Origin of the sequence: Hazenella coriacea (assembly GCF_004341825.1) — a bacterium.
Lineage (GTDB): Bacteria > Bacillota > Bacilli > Thermoactinomycetales > Thermoactinomycetaceae > Hazenella > Hazenella coriacea.
The window spans coordinates 1-16,299 of record NZ_SMAG01000006.1; the positions used below are offsets into that span (position 1 = coordinate 1).

Annotated in this window: 16 protein-coding genes and 10 tRNA genes; 11 read left to right on the top strand and 15 right to left on the bottom strand. The window is 38.5% G+C overall.

Annotated elements, in window-relative coordinates; genetic code table 11:
* Positions 1 to 296: 296 nt before the first annotated feature.
* The 11 genes from EDD58_RS10595 to EDD58_RS10645 form a co-directional block, all read right to left on the bottom strand.
* A tRNA-Arg gene (locus EDD58_RS10595) sits at positions 297 to 373 on the bottom strand.
* Between the two features lie 100 nt (positions 374 to 473).
* Positions 474 to 549: transfer RNA gene (locus EDD58_RS10600), tRNA-Lys, on the bottom strand.
* Positions 550 to 622: 73 nt separating this feature from the next.
* Positions 623 to 699 (bottom strand) — tRNA-Asp (locus EDD58_RS10605).
* An 81-nt stretch (positions 700 to 780) separates the two neighbouring features.
* Positions 781 to 857, bottom strand: a tRNA-Glu gene (locus EDD58_RS10610).
* 27 nt (positions 858 to 884) lie between these two features.
* Positions 885 to 958 (bottom strand) — tRNA-Gly (locus EDD58_RS10615).
* 3 nt (positions 959 to 961) lie between these two features.
* Positions 962 to 1,037, bottom strand: a tRNA-Thr gene (locus EDD58_RS10620).
* A 5-nt stretch (positions 1,038 to 1,042) separates the two neighbouring features.
* Positions 1,043 to 1,118, bottom strand: a tRNA-Phe gene (locus tag EDD58_RS10625).
* 9 nt (positions 1,119 to 1,127) lie between these two features.
* Positions 1,128 to 1,220, bottom strand: a tRNA-Ser gene (locus tag EDD58_RS10630).
* A gap of 7 nt (positions 1,221 to 1,227) precedes the next feature.
* A tRNA-Ala gene (locus tag EDD58_RS10635) sits at positions 1,228 to 1,303 on the bottom strand.
* An 11-nt stretch (positions 1,304 to 1,314) separates the two neighbouring features.
* Positions 1,315 to 1,391, bottom strand: a tRNA-Ile gene (locus EDD58_RS10640).
* 147 nt (positions 1,392 to 1,538) lie between these two features.
* Positions 1,539 to 2,735: a glycosyl hydrolase family 18 protein gene (locus EDD58_RS10645; RefSeq protein ID WP_131925416.1), complete on the bottom strand. Its 1,197-nt coding sequence runs from the start codon at positions 2,733 to 2,735 to the stop codon at positions 1,539 to 1,541.
* Positions 2,736 to 3,030: 295 nt separating this feature from the next.
* Here EDD58_RS10645 and EDD58_RS10650 point away from each other — a divergent pair, with 295 nt between their 5' ends.
* Positions 3,031 to 3,756 carry an NAD-dependent protein deacylase gene (locus EDD58_RS10650; RefSeq protein WP_131925418.1) on the top strand — a complete coding sequence of 242 codons (726 nt, stop codon included), beginning with the start codon at positions 3,031 to 3,033 and terminating at the stop codon, positions 3,754 to 3,756.
* A gap of 23 nt (positions 3,757 to 3,779) precedes the next feature.
* Here EDD58_RS10650 and EDD58_RS10655 read toward each other — a convergent pair whose 3' ends face one another.
* Positions 3,780 to 5,636, bottom strand: a complete 1,857-nt coding sequence (locus EDD58_RS10655; RefSeq protein WP_165875937.1) for a serine hydrolase domain-containing protein — start codon at positions 5,634 to 5,636, stop codon at positions 3,780 to 3,782.
* Between the two features lie 268 nt (positions 5,637 to 5,904).
* On the opposite strand from EDD58_RS10655, the gene EDD58_RS10660 reads away from it, so the two are divergent.
* The 3 genes from EDD58_RS10660 to EDD58_RS10670 all read left to right on the top strand — a co-directional run bounded on the left by EDD58_RS10660 (position 5,905) and on the right by EDD58_RS10670 (position 8,797).
* Positions 5,905 to 7,125: a sensor histidine kinase gene (locus EDD58_RS10660; RefSeq protein ID WP_131925422.1), complete on the top strand. Its 1,221-nt coding sequence runs from the start codon at positions 5,905 to 5,907 to the stop codon at positions 7,123 to 7,125.
* A complete protein-coding gene (locus EDD58_RS10665; RefSeq protein ID WP_131925424.1) occupies positions 7,122 to 7,802 on the top strand; it encodes a response regulator in 681 nt (226 codons plus the stop codon). Before EDD58_RS10660 ends, EDD58_RS10665 begins: the two co-directional genes overlap by 4 nt.
* Before the next feature lie 71 nt (positions 7,803 to 7,873).
* The gene (locus EDD58_RS10670) at positions 7,874 to 8,797 is read left to right on the top strand and encodes a PD-(D/E)XK nuclease family protein (RefSeq protein ID WP_165875938.1); all 924 of its coding nucleotides are present in this window, start codon (positions 7,874 to 7,876) and stop codon (positions 8,795 to 8,797) included.
* 193 nt (positions 8,798 to 8,990) lie between these two features.
* On the opposite strand, the gene EDD58_RS10675 is transcribed toward EDD58_RS10670, so the two are convergent.
* Positions 8,991 to 9,884, bottom strand: a complete 894-nt coding sequence (locus tag EDD58_RS10675) for an acyl-ACP desaturase (RefSeq protein WP_131925428.1) — start codon at positions 9,882 to 9,884, stop codon at positions 8,991 to 8,993.
* 246 nt (positions 9,885 to 10,130) lie between these two features.
* Positions 10,131 to 10,619: a CarD family transcriptional regulator gene (locus EDD58_RS10680; RefSeq protein WP_131925430.1), complete on the bottom strand. Its 489-nt coding sequence runs from the start codon at positions 10,617 to 10,619 to the stop codon at positions 10,131 to 10,133.
* Between the two features lie 295 nt (positions 10,620 to 10,914).
* On the opposite strand from EDD58_RS10680, the gene EDD58_RS10685 reads away from it, so the two are divergent.
* The 5 genes from EDD58_RS10685 (at position 10,915) to EDD58_RS10705 (ending at position 14,218) form a co-directional block, all read left to right on the top strand.
* The gene (locus EDD58_RS10685; protein ID WP_131925431.1) at positions 10,915 to 11,115 is read left to right on the top strand and encodes a cold-shock protein; all 201 of its coding nucleotides are present in this window, start codon (positions 10,915 to 10,917) and stop codon (positions 11,113 to 11,115) included.
* 390 nt (positions 11,116 to 11,505) lie between these two features.
* Positions 11,506 to 12,306: a cyclase family protein gene (locus EDD58_RS10690; protein ID WP_243648715.1), complete on the top strand. Its 801-nt coding sequence runs from the start codon at positions 11,506 to 11,508 to the stop codon at positions 12,304 to 12,306.
* Between the two features lie 58 nt (positions 12,307 to 12,364).
* A complete protein-coding gene (locus tag EDD58_RS10695; protein WP_131925433.1) occupies positions 12,365 to 13,066 on the top strand; it encodes a hypothetical protein in 702 nt (233 codons plus the stop codon).
* Positions 13,067 to 13,220: 154 nt separating this feature from the next.
* Positions 13,221 to 13,493 (top strand): hypothetical protein, encoded by a 273-nt coding sequence (locus EDD58_RS10700; RefSeq protein WP_131925435.1) that lies wholly within the window; start codon positions 13,221 to 13,223, stop codon positions 13,491 to 13,493.
* Positions 13,493 to 14,218 carry a zeta toxin family protein gene (locus EDD58_RS10705; protein ID WP_131925437.1) on the top strand — a complete coding sequence of 242 codons (726 nt, stop codon included), beginning with the start codon at positions 13,493 to 13,495 and terminating at the stop codon, positions 14,216 to 14,218. Before EDD58_RS10700 ends, EDD58_RS10705 begins: the two co-directional genes overlap by 1 nt.
* 38 nt (positions 14,219 to 14,256) lie before the next feature.
* Here EDD58_RS10705 and EDD58_RS10710 read toward each other — a convergent pair whose 3' ends face one another.
* Positions 14,257 to 14,886: an endonuclease domain-containing protein gene (locus EDD58_RS10710; protein WP_131925438.1), complete on the bottom strand. Its 630-nt coding sequence runs from the start codon at positions 14,884 to 14,886 to the stop codon at positions 14,257 to 14,259.
* A gap of 310 nt (positions 14,887 to 15,196) precedes the next feature.
* On the opposite strand from EDD58_RS10710, the gene EDD58_RS10715 reads away from it, so the two are divergent.
* Complete coding sequence (locus tag EDD58_RS10715) at positions 15,197 to 15,670, top strand: DinB family protein (RefSeq protein WP_131925604.1); 474 nt, start codon at positions 15,197 to 15,199, stop codon at positions 15,668 to 15,670.
* A 19-nt stretch (positions 15,671 to 15,689) separates the two neighbouring features.
* Entirely contained in the window at positions 15,690 to 16,241 is a 552-nt protein-coding gene (locus EDD58_RS10720; RefSeq protein WP_131925440.1) for a cysteine hydrolase family protein, read from the top strand.
* Positions 16,242 to 16,299 lie beyond the last annotated feature (58 nt).

The window sequence follows — 16,299 nt, forward strand, 5'->3', positions numbered from 1 at the left end:
CCAGGATCAAACTCTCCAAAAATGGTTGTTTGATTCTATGCTCTCAAAAAATTAACAGGTCATGGTTTCACTCTTTAGTTTTCAAGGAACACTTTTATATGAATCTATTTTTTCATCGCCAACTTGCAGCGACAAAAACTAATATACTACCAATCCAAATAGATGTCAACTACTTTTAAAAAATAAATATGCATATATGATAGAACATTCCTGAAACCGATAGTCTCACATTCCATGAGCTAATTTCAAGGAAAGTAAAATAGCCTACCGAAATAAATTCAATAGACTATTTCACATGGCGTGCCCTGGAAGATTCGAACTCCCGACCTTCTGATCCGTAGTCAGACGCTCTATCCAGCTGAGCTAAGGGCACATATGAAGTTAAAAATAGAGGTAAACAACTGATGAAATATAATATACAACAACATTGAATAAGAGTCAAGAACATTTTTTCTAATTCACCACAAAAACAATGGTGAGCCATGAAGGACTCGAACCTTCGACCCTCTGATTAAAAGTCAGATGCTCTACCAACTGAGCTAATGGCTCCTATCAATCAGCCCTCAACTAAGAAATACAATCTATTCCCTAAGCTACTCTGACCATCATAGCGATCAAAATATGGCGGAGCTGACGGGATTCGAACCCGCGATCTCCTGCGTGACAGGCAGGCATGTTAGGCCTCTACACCACAGCTCCACATCAAAGACAATAAGCCGACCCAATCCCCAGACTCTCTATCAGTTAATTGAATCCTCTATCATCTTAATTAAATATTTATGGTGACCCGTAGGGGATTCGAACCCCTGCATGCCAGCGTGAAAGGCTGGTGTGTTAAACCGCTTCACCAACGGGCCTAATTACAAACGATTGAATATGAAAAATGGAGCGGGTGAAGGGAATCGAACCCTCGCAAACGGCTTGGAAGGCCGATGTTCTACCACTGAACTACACCCGCTAATGGTGCTGGTGATAGGACTTGAACCCACAACCCCCTGATTACAAGTCAGGTGCTCTACCAATTGAGCTACACCAGCACATCTGGTGGCTCGGGACGGAATCGAACCGCCGACACGAGGATTTTCAGTCCTCTGCTCTACCGACTGAGCTACCGAGCCTTAATAAACTGGCGGAGAGAGAGGGATTCGAACCCTCGAGACGGGTTTTGCCGCCTACACGATTTCCAATCGTGCTCCTTCGGCCAGCTCGGACACCTCTCCGAATTGATGGTGGAGCTAAGCGGGATCGAACCGCTGACCTCCTGCTTGCAAGGCAGGCGCTCTCCCAGCTGAGCTATAGCCCCATCTTATACTCTGGTGGGCCTAGGCTGACTCGAACAGCCGACCTCACGCTTATCAGGCGTGCGCTCTAACCAACTGAGCTATAGGCCCCTTTACTTATGTACAAGCTATTTAAGTAGCTCACAAGATATTAATCTAGCATGTTTTCTTAAAATGCGCAAGTGTTTTCTCCTAAAAAAATATATTATTTTTAATCCCCCTTTTTCTTTACAGCTGAAAAAGGGGGTGATCTTTAACTTATTGGGTAGGCCCATACTTAAGAATATTAAAGTTTTCATGAAGCAAAGACCAGTTCCGATCAAACTCACGTCCCAAAGCCCAATAGGCAATTCCACGTATTCCGTATTCCTTGACCAAGTTGAATTTGGCTTGTGCACTTTGCTCATTTTCAAACCAAACCATATGCTTTCGCCCTTTTGCATCAAGGTAATAGAAAAATGGGCATTCATCCTGATTATCAAAATGAATTTTCGCTGCCTTTTGTTGTGCAATTCTAGCAGCTCGCTGAGGAGTTACTAATCGAGCTGGTGGATTCCCCTCTTTATAAGGCAAAATCCAATCATATCCATAGAGCGGAAATCCCAGCATAATTTTTTCTTTCGGAATTTTTGTTACTGCATAATCGAGAACCTTACGCATTTCTGGGATCGGTGCGACTGGCATCGGTGGTCCCGTATTCCATGCCCAATCATAAGTCATTAAGACAACAAAATCAGCTACTTGTCCGTGAAATGCATAATCATGAGCCCCTGCCCATGGTCCTTTTTGTTCATCACTCGTTTTTGGAGCCAAATCTGTCGATACTGTATATCCTTCTTTTTTAACTTTCGGGATAAATTTCCCCAAAAAATCATTGTATAACTTCTGATCCGTTTCCTGAATAAACTCAAAGTCAATATTTAAAGCACGATATCCTTTATCCTTCATGACTTTTATCACATTATCTGCAAGCCGATCTGCCATCTTAGGTGTAGTAAAAAGAGTATGAGCCACTTCCGGCGAATAATTATCTTCACCCAAATTAGTGATAACCATCATCGGAATCGCTTGCTTTTGCCGAGTGGCTTGAAGAGGGGTCAGATCATTCAGATGAACAAGACTCCCATCAGACTTCACACGGTAATTAAAAAAACTAACATATGTTAGATGATCAGCTGTTTTATAAATATCTTCAGCAGCAACCTTTGGAGCCGATGGGTCAATAAAACCTAATGTCTCAATCCCTCTCTTCATCATTGCATGATCTCGTTTTGACTGTGTTTCATCTCCACTCTTAACCTGTAATAGGCGTTGGGGATTCACTTCTCGATCCACAGTCTCACGTGGCCCTGGAGGGTGATCAAGCCGCCGCTCTCTTGTTTCATTCTGTTGAACTACTCCACAACCTGTTACGACAAAAAGAAAAAGAGTACATAGCATAGATAACTTTTTCATCAACTTCACCTTATAATTTTCAATTCCAAGACTCTCACATCATCCCAACTTTACTTTTTTGTGCACTCCATAAAAAGATGATGTACAAAGTCATAGATATCAAAAATGATTTGTTTGAATCCTTGTCAAAATTAAGACTCTCGACTCGTATATAATATTCTTCATTTTTCATCTTATATTCGCTTTAATCCCATGGACATCATGGCATTTTTATCCACTGATACATTCCTATAAACAGTATTCTAGAGTATACTTGACTCAAAAGTTTTTTGAAATGAAACAAGGAGATGAACCCATGCAAGATATCTTAGATTTCATTCTTCATTCAAAGCACTTAGTCGCACTTACAGGGGCTGGCATGTCGACAGAAAGTGGGCTTCCCGACTTCCGATCACAAGGTGGCTTATGGTCTGGCAAAGACCCCTTTCAGATTGCAACCCCAAGAGCCATTGGTACATCTGAGTTTATCGACTTTTTCCGGGGAAGAATTGAAGAGCTGGCTCAATATCAACCCAATATTGGGCATGAAGTCCTTGCTCAATTAGAGAAGAAAGGAATCCTAAAAGCTGTCTTGACACAAAATATTGATGGTTTTCATCAACGTGCAGGGAGTCAACATGTGGTAGAAGTTCATGGACATCTCAGACACCTCGTTTGCTCAAAATGTCAAAAACCTTATCCATCTGACTCTTATACAAACCAGCTTTATCACTGTGAGGAAACAGAATGCGGTGGAGATCTTAGACCACCTGTTATATTGTTTGAGGAAATGTTGGATCCATCGTCTTGGGCTGTTGCGATGGATGAAGTCGAGAAAGCTGATACGGTCATCGTTCTAGGAACATCTCTACAAGTATACCCATTTGCTGGCTTAGTTGAATTTGCCTATCAAACAGGGGCTAAAATTGCGTTGATCAACAAAACAGAAACTCCTTTAGATGGTCTTATGGAAGTTATCGTTTATGATCAAATCGGGGAAACGCTTGGCAAAATAAAAAAAGAAATCTGGAGTTCCATGTAGTCTCCAGATTTCTCACTAATAAATTAAAAGAATTCACCTACCAAATTCCAATAAACCATCCAAGGCATCAACAAAATCCCAGTTAAGATAAGTACATCTCCACTTATTTTTCTCCACCAGCCCATCGCCTGTTTACGTTCAGCTTTAAACCACTGCCATCCTTGATAAAGGAAGAAACCAAATGGGAGAATTGGTAAGTAAGTAAAGAGGTCCCACATGATGGTTTTAGGGCCCATTAACTTGTACGGATCTAACAGATTCGCAACATGTACAGCCAAAAATCCAAGATAAAACACACTAGCAACCCAAACCACCCATTTACGTGACATAGCTCCTTGATGAGGTGTTTTACGTAATAGATGAATCAACCAACCACTGGGCAAAATGTTTATGGTGAGGATTAAAACCAATGTGAAAATCCCAAATACCAAGATCGGTACAAACACTTCAGCTATTTCTAACTTTTCAAACGGCATAAATGGTAGGGAACTGAAGGAAAAATGAGTTTCTCCATCTTTCGCTTTGTAAACAAACAGTTGATCTTCACCGTTTTCTTCTTCAAAATAATAGGGTTTCTTCTCTACAAAAGTAAGTTTATCGCTCCCCGGGATCGGCAATTGTACTTGAATTTTCCCATCTCCGATTACTGTAATCTGAACTGGAGACTGGAGTAATTTGCTTACTTTTGCATAGCCATGATGTGCATGACGCATCGTCCGATACTGACCTTCTAATTCGCTTTTTAGTTGTGTCATCGGTGTTGTTGATGAAGATGGTGTTTGAATTATCGAGTCTGGATAAAAATCTTTATTAAACTGCTTAACAAACGTATCATTCAAAAAGAACCCTTCAGCACCATTGGTAGATAGAAAGATCCCTACCCCTTTTTCAGGGATTAAATACATTAATGATTGAAAACCATCAACACTCCCCCCATGTACCACCGCACGATGTTTTCTTTTTACATCTTCAAATAGTCCATAACCAATCCCCGAAACCTTAGAATCTATAGAAAAATGTGTAGACTGCATCAGCTCAGAACTTTGCTGTTTCAATAATGTCTCTTTAAATTTACCTGATTGCAGTTGTGCCATCATATATTTGGCTAAGTCAGGAGCCGTCGCATGTATGTCCCCAGCTGGTTTCCCATTGATCGGCATATAGGGAGTACTTACAATCTGACTACCGTTCGACAAATAACTTTTAGATAACCGTGAATCTCGCCCAAAACTAGCCCCTTTCATTTCAAGCGGGTCAAAAATATGCGATTGAATATATTGTTCATAAGTTTGACCTGAGACGTCCTCTACAACTTTACCTAGAACAGCATAGCTGTAATTGCTATATACCGCTTCTGTTCCAGGATTACGAACTTGAGCAGGTGTAGCAATTGATATATATTTTTCAAGCGACATCGGTGTTCCACCCATGTTTTTAAACGATTCATCATATCCAACAGTATGAGTAAGCAGATGGTGAATCGTGATTGGTTGATCACCCTTACCTTTTAGTTGTACATTTTTTAAATATTTGTTCACATCAGCATGAAGGTCTAGTTTTCCTTGTTCATACAGTTGCATAATCGCTGTTGTAGTAAAGTTCTTGGTGACAGACCCAATTCGAAATGTTGTTTGGTCTACCTGAACAGGTATTTTTCCCTCTAAATCTCTATATCCATATCCTTCAGAAAGTAACACTTTTCCATCTTTAACAATGGTTATTATAGCCCCAGGTACATGGTTCTTCTCCATATTTGCTTGAAAATATTGGTCAACATAGTCTTTTAATTGTTTCGGATTTTCAATATTCAACTTTCCCTTTTCCTCAGCAAACACTTCTGAACTAGGGATGAAGAAAATAGACGATATCAACAAAATCATACATATCAATGAAACCAGTTTTTTCAATGGAAAATCCTCCTTTTCTGACATTCTTTTAACTGCTTTCATTGTATGTTTTTACACCACATGCATGTCAGTGTAGAAAGTCACTAAAATTGGCATGATTTCTTTTATTTCAACCATTTCAAAGTCATATGAGTCACCTCTTTATATGACTTCAGTCACATTTCCCTTTCATCCCTTGTTGATTCCAAGCAACATTGAGTACAATCAAGAGAAATAACATGGTTAAGAGAAAGGGATCCCTATGGTTGAAAAGCGAAAGTGGCATTGGATTGAATGGCTTTTTTTCATTTTACTCACATGTGGGTTCGGGATCGAATTATTTATACTCCCAAATTCCCAACCTATTTTCCAAGATCCCCAAACGCGATTTTGGATCATCATCATGATCACCCTTAGTTATTTCATACCACTTTTCTTTTGGCGACCTAATTATATTCATAGAAATGGATTTGTGATCTCAGTCCTACTCACTACCGGGTTACTAGAATTATACCTTGTTTATTTAGTGCAACATTTTTTCCAAATCACCTCCTTACATGTAATGATCATTGGCTATCTTTCGACTCGTCGCATGCTTAAGTGGACGATTCCAGTCTTTGTACTGGCCATCCCTTTTATTGAGTTTTTTCTTGTACTTCCCGAAAATCGGGTCCACATTTTAATGATGCTAGTCAACTTAATCCTTACTTTAGGATTAGGACTCAGCCTCCAACACTTCATTCAAAAAAATAAACAAATCCAACAACTGTATCAAAAAAATCTGCAACAATTTCAATTGATCAAAGAACAGAATCAGGCATTAGAACTTTACAGTCAACAAATTGAACATCTAACGCTCCTAAGGGAACGAAATCGTATGGCACGAGAACTCCATGATACAGTCGGGCATACCTTAACTTCTGTAGTGATGGGACTGGATGCTGCCATTTATTTAATCGAAGTTTCGCCAGAGCGTGCGAAGGAAAAGCTTGAGGTTTTGCGAAATGTCACTTCAAATGGTTTAGATGAAGTTAGACGTAATATCCATCAAATTGCAGTTTTAGACGAAGATACCCTTTCATCACAAATCAGTAATATCACGAGTGAATTCGCTATCCATACAAGTACTGAAATTTCGTTTCAATTGAAAGGCAAAGAGTCTGAGCTATCTGAATCAATGAAACTTGTTTTCCTTCGTTGCTTACAAGAGTCTTTAACGAATGCCAAGCGGCATGGACAAGCAGCTAAAATAGAAGTTTCTTTAACTTACCAAACGAGTCAAGTAGAACTTTGCGTCAAGGATAACGGAATTGGAGCTGAGGAGATCTGTGCTGGATTTGGAATCGAATCGATGAAGGAGCGCTTAGCTGCTGTACACGGATCACTTTCGATTATTTCTTCTTTACAAAAGGGAACAACTGTAGTCTGCACCATTCCCTTACCCGATTCATTAAACTCTATAAAAGGAGCTGAAAACTATTGAAGCCGATCCGCCTTTTACTTGTAGATGATCAAGACCTAATCCGAGAAAGCCTTCACATTATCCTTGATATGGACCCAGAGCTTCAGGTAGTCGCTCTTGCAGAAAATGGGCATATTGCTATCCAAGCATGTGAAGAACATCATCCCAATCTCATCCTGATGGATGTACATATGCCAAATATGGATGGTGTCGAAGCAACGAAAGAGATAAAAAAGAAGTGGCCACAAATTCGCATCATTATGCTCACCACCTTTCGTGAAATCAATTATGTAGTGGAGGCACTTGGCGCTGGAGCTGAAGGCTACTTGTTAAAAGCGATTCATCCTAAAGATTTAATCGCTGGGATTAAGTGGGTTCATCAAGGGGGGACATTAATCCCCCAAGAAATCGCACAAATGCTAGTTAATAGTCTTCAGAAAAACTCCGACAAAAATACGATTCAAAAAGAAAAACATCACCCAACTCAAGAAACATTCTCATCACGTTATGACCTTAGCAAAAGAGAAACAGAAATTCTTCAGTATATCGCAGAGGGGGCCAATAACAAAGAGATCGCACAAAAATTATTTTTATCAGAAGGTACGATCAAAAACTATATTTCTAGTATTTACTCCAAACTAGAGGTTCGTAATCGCCTTCAAGCAGCAAAAAAGGCCTCACAGGAAGGTTTGATATAAAGCGCCCCCTCAGGGTCTTTCATATACAATGATAGAGTAACTATATAGACAGATTGAGGAGACGTTCAATGATGCATACCAAACCTTATCCAGAATGGTCATGGTCCCAGTCACGTCAGAATATGTTTGAAAGTTGCCGACGCAAATACTACTATCACTACTATGCCGCACACCTAGGATGGCAAAATGACCAACCCTATGAAGTTCAAAAAATATATCGATTAAAGCAATTAAAAAATCTACATCTAGTACTTGGTGATCTCATCCATCGCATCGCAGAAATGTATATCCAGCATTGGCGAAAACACCAAAAAAGATATACAGCTTCAGATCTGACCCACCGAATACGCAATCTGCTAAACCAAGCTTATATAGAATCAGGTAACTCCAATCAGTGGTGGGAATCCCCGACACAAAGAACGATGCTTCATGAAATCTATTACTATCAACGTCTATCACCAGAACAGATTAAATCTATAAAAGAAAAAATTCCGATCTGTGTCACTCACCTACTCAATAGTCAGAGCCTTCATGAGATGACCCATCATCCCCATTGTGAATGGATCGAGGTTGAACAATTAAATAATTTTACATATCTCGATACAAAAATATATGTGAAATTAGATACCTTATATCGATTAGGAGATAAGTGGATCATCGTAGATTGGAAGACGGGAAAAGAGGAAAAAGAAAAACACAACGAACAGTTAGCACTCTATGCATTATACGTTCATCAACGCTATCAAGTCCCACTTGATCAAATCCATATACGAGTAGAAAACCTATGGACTGGCACTTGTACCCATCATGCGATCAATGAACAAACCAAATCTAGCATATCAGAACAGCTTGATACAAAAATTCAACAGATGAAAAGCAGCCTCACTGATGCTAAACAAAATATCCCTTTACCGATCGAATCATTTTCTCCTACAAAAGATGTAGATACTTGTCACTTTTGTAACTTTCGAGAGGTTTGCCAGCCAAAGAGTTAACTAGATATAAACACATTGATCTGTAAATGCAAACAAAAAAACCATTTCAAAATTCCAACTCTCTTTGTGTAGAGTCGATCAAGAGAGTAGATAGGTTAAAATGATTTTTTCATTAAACAAATCTATATTTTTTCGAAGAAAAAGTTCTTAGATTAGAGCTTTTTCTTTTTTATGCACATACTCCATTAGCAATCTATCTTGAGCTTCTTGCATAACGATCCCGAATCCTCTTAAGTCTTTGATGGTATTTTAAAATATTTACTCTTGCCTCTTCAGCTTGCGGTGCAATAGGACGTAAATCACGAATTCCCCAATAGTCTACAAGAACATCCAAAACTTGGTCAAAGTATTGTAGAGGTCCATAATTTGCTTTCTTGGCAATGATATTCATCCGATTTTCAAAATCAGGCATCACAGCACCTGGCATTTTAAAATTCATAATGACATTGGCAATGTGATAGCAGTAATTGGGTTCAAGCTCAAGATGCGCACGAATAACATCTCTGTAAAAAGCATAATGAAGTGTCTCATCTTTAGCAAGACGACGTAACAAAGTAGCCAGTTCTCGGTCATGTTCCCCTGCTATTTTTGCAACATTATTATAAAAAACCATTGTTGCTAGTTCTTGTAAGGTCGTATACGCCATTGCTTCAATGGGTGTATGAAAGTCAGGATTAAATCCGCCTTCAAGCACTTGCTTTCTTAATTCGTGCAATCGATTTGGGTTTACATTACGAGTCAATAGAAGATAGGTTTCCAATAAATTAGAGTGTTGATCTTCTTCTGAAGTCCAAGTATGAATAAAGTCTGTGATCACAGATAGAGATCCTTTAAACGTTTCTGAAAGATACGTAGTAAACCAAGGCAAATTAACCTCAGTCAACAGTGCCGTTTCTACAGCAGTAATAATGCTAGAAGGTAACGTCACTTGGCTTTCATCCCACGGAACTCGTTTGAAATCCATTCCTTGATCCCAAGGTAAGAATTCATGATAGCCCCAGTCTATCTTTTGGGCTCTCTCTTTATGTTGTTCATATAATTCTTTTAAGCGTGGTTCTAGTCGGAAATCCAAGTCATTAGTTAACATACTTTTCCCCCTTCTTATTGCAATGACACAACTTAAGACTTGGTACTAGTATAACATACTAATAAAAACATCCCCTTAAAATAATCTGGAAACCCACTCGAAATTCCCAGAATTTATGTTAAGGGGATGTAGAAATTCTCTCTATAAAAGCATTTTCCTATTGAGAAAATGCAACTAACAGAGAGTTACTTCAATCCATGATTATATTTGGAGATTCTATGTCATCTTCTATTAAGTAAATCCTCACTAATTATAAATGATCTTATCTAAAAAAGCGGTCGCTTGTTCCTCACCGATCCCCTTTACCAACACCAACTCGCTGATTAATATCTGCAAGGCATTGTCTAACATTTTCTTTTCACCAGTGCCAAGCGGTTTTACTTTGTTTAATCTAGCTAAATCACGAATCACTTCAGTCCCTTTATAAATATCCCCACTCTTCATCTTATCCGCATTAATGCGATATCTTTGATTCCAAGTGGTACTTGAATCAGTTTCATCATCATGCAAAGTGTATAATACATCTTCCATCGTCTCTAGATCAACAACCTGTCGTATACCCACTTCCTCAGATTTCTCTATAGGAATCATAATCTGCAATTTCCCCATAGGCTCCGTAGCCATCTTCAGAATATAGTAATATTGTTTTTTCCCTAGGATTTCTTTCTCCTCAATATCTTGAATCACACCTGCTCCATGTAAAGGGTAAACAACTTTATCACCAATCAGAAACATATGATCTACCTCCGATACATTAAAGATATCACATATGCAATATTTTGTCAAAAATTTTTATTTTATTATAAGTAATCATCTTTGTCAATATATATCTGAAAAAAAATGAAAACGTTTTGATTCAAATCATTTGCAGATATAAATTGACTGTGTTATAATGCTAATTGGTTGCACATATTGAGTCTATAATTCACACATTGTAAAGGATTATAATCTCGATTTATTATTCTCCTTTACAATGTGTGAATTTTTTTGTTGAATATGGTCAACACACTATATTTTTGGAGGCATCACAATGATTCAAGGAACAGTTAAATGGTTTAATGCAGACAAAGGATTTGGATTTATTGAAGTAGAAGGTAGAGATGACGTATTTGTTCATTACTCAGCCATCAACTCAGACGGTTTCAAATCTCTAAACGAAGGCGACAAAGTAAGCTTTGAAATCACCCAAGGTAACCGTGGAGATCAAGCTGCAAACGTCGTTAAACTATAAAACAGTTAAACAATAAAAAAAAGCCATTGACGAGTCATATGTCAATGGCTTTTTTATTTATTAATTTCATTTTTCTAATTTAAATTTGTAAATATATATACCCTATTCACTTATATTCAGATAAAATAGATATAAGAAATATTACCCATATATAAGGAGGATGAAGTCAAAAGAGGAATAGAATGCACCTGAAATCGTGATAAGTGATTGTTTACCAAAAAGCCCAGATAAGAATTGAACATGAAAACGTTTACTTAGCTCGTTAAAGTTATCTAAGAATTCACGTTTAGGGATTGGAACTCTTCAATTTTACAAATATAATAATTTATAGTAATCAACCATTCCAATCTACTTCTTATCGAGCAAGACACATCACAGGAGGCCTTTGCTATGATAACCGAAATGTTTGAACAGAATGGAGTTAAAACCACACTGATTGACCTAAGTGACAAACTTAGGAATCAAACAAGCCCATTTGAGCCTAATCCTCACAAAATTAAGTACTTCGATCATAAAGAATCGATCCAAGTCACTGAAAAATTCTTAGGATTAAATGAATCCTTTTGGCCAGATGGAGAAGCTTGGGCAGTGGAGGAAATCACCTTATCGACTCATAGCTCCACACACGTCGATGCTCCCTATCATTATGGTTCACAAAGCAATGGGCAACCAGCTAAAACCATCGACCAAATTCCTTTACGCTGGTGTTATGGAGATGGAGTTCTCCTTGACTTCACACACAAACACTCCGGAGAAGGAATTACAGATCAAGATCTCCAAGAAGAACTTGATCGAATCGGATACGAATTAAAGCCTTACGACATCGTATTAATCCATACAGGAGCTTCAAAATATTTTGACGAACCTGGTTACGATTTTAAGCATGCTGGATTGGTGGCATCTGCGACTGAATGGCTTACTGATCAAGGCATTAAATTAATCGGGATTGACGCGTGGGGTTTAGACCGTCCTTTTGATGTGACTTCTCAAGAAGCGAAAGAAGGGATCACTCAATTTTGGGAAGCCCACCTAGTGGGTAGGAATAAAGAGTATTGTCAAATTGAAAAGTTATGCAATCTTGAACAAATGCCACAGCCTTTCGGATTTAAAATCTCTGCCTTTCCAATTAATATTGAAAACGCAAGTGCCGGATGGAGTCGTGTTGTAGCTATTTTCGAAGAAGATCTATAGCTTTCCCTTACATAAAAATGACATAGGATCTGGTTCTGATCAGATAAGGGGGACAACCATGATTCACCAACCCGAAATAAAAACTGTTGAAATATACAGTGGTATCAGCCACCTAGAGACATTTGAAAAATATTATAAAAACGAGATTGCCCCCAAGTTTTTATCTACCAACGGGGTCAAAGGAGTCAGACTCAATCAGTTACAACATGCTGCTGAACAGCAACCAGCGGAGCTTAGAGATATCCAACTAATCGCAGAGACATTTTATGAGTCATTTGATCATGTGAGAAGCCTCTTTGCATCATCCCGAGGAAAACAGCTCTCTCAATTACTTGCTGATAATAAACATGGAAAGCTAGCGTCATATCTGGGTACCGAGAAAACATTTTATTCAAAAGGCTATATGAATGGTTCGATTAAAGATATAGCTGGAATCAAAACAGTTGGAATCTATAATCGTGTGACAAACTTAGCAAAATTCGAAGAATACTATACTTCCGAAATAACTCCCCGTTTTTTACAAACGGATGGGGTCATTAAAATGCGAGTAACCATGCTTCAAAGTGCAGGAGTTCAGAGATCCGACGATATCCAACTTATTATTCAGACATTTTATGACTCACCAAGTACTCTTAAAAGATTAGTCAGTTCACCGATCGGACAAGAAATATCACAACTCATAGCTAACAATCAGAATGGGCAATTGGGGGCTTTTATAGGGGTGGAACAAGTACTACTTCCCCGTAAGTGTATAAGTTAAGATTTGTTGATCGTAAAATTAGATAAAAAAACAAAAGGATACCTCACTATCATTTAAACACCGACTGTTATAGTGAGGTATTCTTTTTTTAAAGAATAACATTATTTTAAATATGAAACAATCCTTATTTTAAAAAATTAAGGAGGCATATATCTTGGAAAAGATCGTACAATCGATTCCTAAATGGGTAAAGAAAGATATTGCAATCGAAGTAATGGCTGAAATGTTAGCTGATCAGAGACAGCTAATCCGAGAAGAAGAACGTAAACCAAACCCTGATCTCCATCAAATTCAACAGTTATATATCCAAAAAAGAAAACTACTAAAAGAAAGGAAAGAAATGTATTTTGGTAATCAGGAAATCATTCAAAAAATCCTCATTCAATATGGCGAAAAAGTACGGCAGAAATATATGGAGGAAAAATAATGATTGATTCACAAAAGTACAAGCTATCCAAAGCTGAACACCAACACATATTTGAATACTTAAAACAGGAGATGTTCGCAGAGACGACACCTGTCAAAAACCCCACCATTGTCATATTAGGTGGGCAGCCTGGCTCTGGAAAAGCCAACATGATTGACCTTTCACGTCATGAGTTTCCAGATCGTAACTGCTATTTTGTTAATGGGGATGAATTACGTAAAGAACACCCACATCATCAAGAGATTTTTCGTCATTTTGAACAAGATTACGCAAGGTTGACTGATCCGGATGTACGAGTCTGGACAAAAGAGCTTTTTGACCTAGCAATAGAAACAAAAAGAAACATTATCTTTGAAGGAACGATGCGACAGGCAGAGCCCCTCTGTCAGACACTTCTGCATCTAAAACATCAAGGATACAAAGTAATCATTCGAATCTTAGCAGTGAACGAACAATTAAGTTTCCTAGGAACCATAGAACGATATGAAGGACAAAAACAAATTTTTGGTCATGGTCGCTCCGTTCCCAAAAATTCACACGATGCTGCTTATCAAGGGCTCCTTCAGACCGTCAAGCGAATCGAGCATGGAAAGTTATTTAACACCCTTCAAGTATATAATCGCAATCATGATCTTCTCTATGAGAACCAAGTGATCAATCATCAACTGATCCATCCCCCAAGAGTTGCGGAATCGATAATCAAGGAGCGGAGCAGGGCATTTTAGACAAAGCAACACATAGTCATCACCAAATAAAAAAGCGACTACTTTATATGTCGCTTCAGGAATTCAGGAACAATTGTCTCTGCCTTTTTTAGTTCGATCTGTCGTAAATGATGCTTAACAAATTCAGGAACCTTTTCTTCTTCTACTTTAAGTTTCATTTCCTGTTTCACTTGATCCCGTTGATGGGTATAACTTTCAATTTGATGTAAAACATCTGCCATTCTATTCTGGACATCTGTATAGGTAAAGCGCATCACCGTCCAACCTTGACGAAACATATAGGTATCACGACGCTGATCGTGCTCCCTTTGCTTTGGACTACTGTGATACTTATATCCATCTAGTTCAATAGCCAACATATATTCGGGTAAAGCTAAGTCAATCCAGTAAGGTCCTAGAGGATGTTGTGGAATAATCCTCCCTTTATATTTGTTGCGGATCTGATAATATAGATTTCTCTCCAACCAACTATCCATTAAAAACATATGACGATCTAACACGGGGAGATGTCCTTGAGTGATCTGTTCAATGATAAAACATATGGCGTAGATCGGATAAAATGGAATTCGAAGCTTCTGCTTCCCCCATCTTTTCAATTCAATATACTTTCGTCTTGTCTTCCGATACCCTTGCTTGACAGATTTCCATTGTAGCTTTAACGTTTCCATTTGCTTTAGCCAGCCTTCCTCCTTCAATGAGTCATTATCTATCTTTGATTTCACACTCTCCCTGTAGTGTCAAGCAATTCCAAGAGCATCTGAGCACAATGTTCACCCTCCATAAGCTCGTACCTTACAAAGAAGTCCACTCGACCCTTTCTGTTAATGAAAGCGACTAACTTTATCTAATATTTCATCTATTAATTGATTCCTGAAACATTATACTGTTCAAATAAGATTAATTCAATTTTAATTGAAACATAATTATTTATCTAAGAGAGAGGCTTTGACTCAACCATTTACGAAAGGAATGATTCATATGTATACGCTATTTCGTTACAACTGGCAAGTAAGAGATGATTGGTTTCAATGGTGTAAACAACTATCTGATGAAGAGCTACGGCGAGAACGAACCGGAGGAGTAGGGAATATTCTACACACTCTATTTCATATCGTGTATGTAGAACAATCTTGGATCTGTGACCTACAAGGTAGGCCTGAGCTTCATTTTGATTTCGATTCTTCCACTACGCTTCAACAAGTAGAAGAATGGTCATCAGAGTGTCGCCCATTGGTCGAACAATTTGTCAGTGCTTGGTCCCCCGAGATGGAAATGCATATTTTAACAGACACACATCCAAAAAGACCCCCGTCTGAGTTCAGGTATGGAGAAGTATTGCGACATGTAATCGCACATGAGATTCACCATATGGGTCAACTTTCTGTTTGGGCTCGAGAGCTTCAACTACAACCCATCTCAGCCAACCTGATCCGCCGTGGACTTTATGAATGATCATTCTAGGAGGGATAAAATGAAAACAGGTCTTCTTATCATCGATATTCAAAATGATTACTTTCCAGGAGGCAAAGCCGAACTACATCATCCCCTCAAAGCCTTAGAAAATGCTCAAGTAGCCCTTAAAATATTTAGAAAACAACGTCTCCCAGTCATCCATGTGCAACATCTATCGCTTCAAGAAGAGGCGGGATTTTTTCTTCCTAACACAGATGGAGTCAAGATTCATCCAGAAGTTCAACCCTTAGCCAATGAATATCTCGTGCAAAAACATTTTCCAAACAGCTTTCTTCAGTCCAATTTACTGGATCTCCTCCAAAAAGAACAAATACAGAATCTAGTCGTCTGTGGGATGATGAGTCATATGTGTATCAATGCAACCGTACGAGCAGCCCGTGACTTCGGATTTCAGATCACTCTATTAGAAGATGCCTGCGCAACCAAAGATCTTATATGGAACGGCAAAACCATCCCAGCTTCACAACTACATGAATCTTTTATGGCCGCTTTGGCTCATATGTATTACGCAGATGTCGTTCAAACTGATCAATGGTTGTCCAGTCAATAAATCTAGAGAATCAGAAAGGTAAGCAAACTCTCCACTGGGTTGCTTACCTTTTTGATTC

Bases quoted from the DNA above. Each gene is read 5' to 3' on its own strand.
- EDD58_RS10645 (WP_131925416.1), bottom strand. From the start codon at position 2,735: ATGAAAAAGTTATCTATGCTATGTACTCTTTTTCTTTTTGTCGTAACA.
- EDD58_RS10650 (WP_131925418.1), top strand. From the start codon at position 3,031: ATGCAAGATATCTTAGATTTCATTCTTCATTCAAAGCACTTAGTCGCA.
- EDD58_RS10655 (WP_165875937.1), bottom strand. From the start codon at position 5,636: ATGATTTTGTTGATATCGTCTATTTTCTTCATCCCTAGTTCAGAAGTG.
- EDD58_RS10660 (WP_131925422.1), top strand. From the start codon at position 5,905: ATGGTTGAAAAGCGAAAGTGGCATTGGATTGAATGGCTTTTTTTCATT.
- EDD58_RS10670 (WP_165875938.1), top strand. From the start codon at position 7,874: ATGCATACCAAACCTTATCCAGAATGGTCATGGTCCCAGTCACGTCAG.
- EDD58_RS10675 (WP_131925428.1), bottom strand. From the start codon at position 9,884: ATGTTAACTAATGACTTGGATTTCCGACTAGAACCACGCTTAAAAGAA.
- EDD58_RS10680 (WP_131925430.1), bottom strand. From the start codon at position 10,619: ATGTTTCTGATTGGTGATAAAGTTGTTTACCCTTTACATGGAGCAGGT.
- EDD58_RS10685 (WP_131925431.1), top strand. From the start codon at position 10,915: ATGATTCAAGGAACAGTTAAATGGTTTAATGCAGACAAAGGATTTGGA.
- EDD58_RS10690 (WP_243648715.1), top strand. From the start codon at position 11,506: ATGATAACCGAAATGTTTGAACAGAATGGAGTTAAAACCACACTGATT.
- EDD58_RS10695 (WP_131925433.1), top strand. From the start codon at position 12,365: ATGATTCACCAACCCGAAATAAAAACTGTTGAAATATACAGTGGTATC.
- EDD58_RS10705 (WP_131925437.1), top strand. From the start codon at position 13,493: ATGATTGATTCACAAAAGTACAAGCTATCCAAAGCTGAACACCAACAC.
- EDD58_RS10710 (WP_131925438.1), bottom strand. From the start codon at position 14,886: ATGGAAACGTTAAAGCTACAATGGAAATCTGTCAAGCAAGGGTATCGG.
- EDD58_RS10715 (WP_131925604.1), top strand. From the start codon at position 15,197: ATGTATACGCTATTTCGTTACAACTGGCAAGTAAGAGATGATTGGTTT.
- EDD58_RS10720 (WP_131925440.1), top strand. From the start codon at position 15,690: ATGAAAACAGGTCTTCTTATCATCGATATTCAAAATGATTACTTTCCA.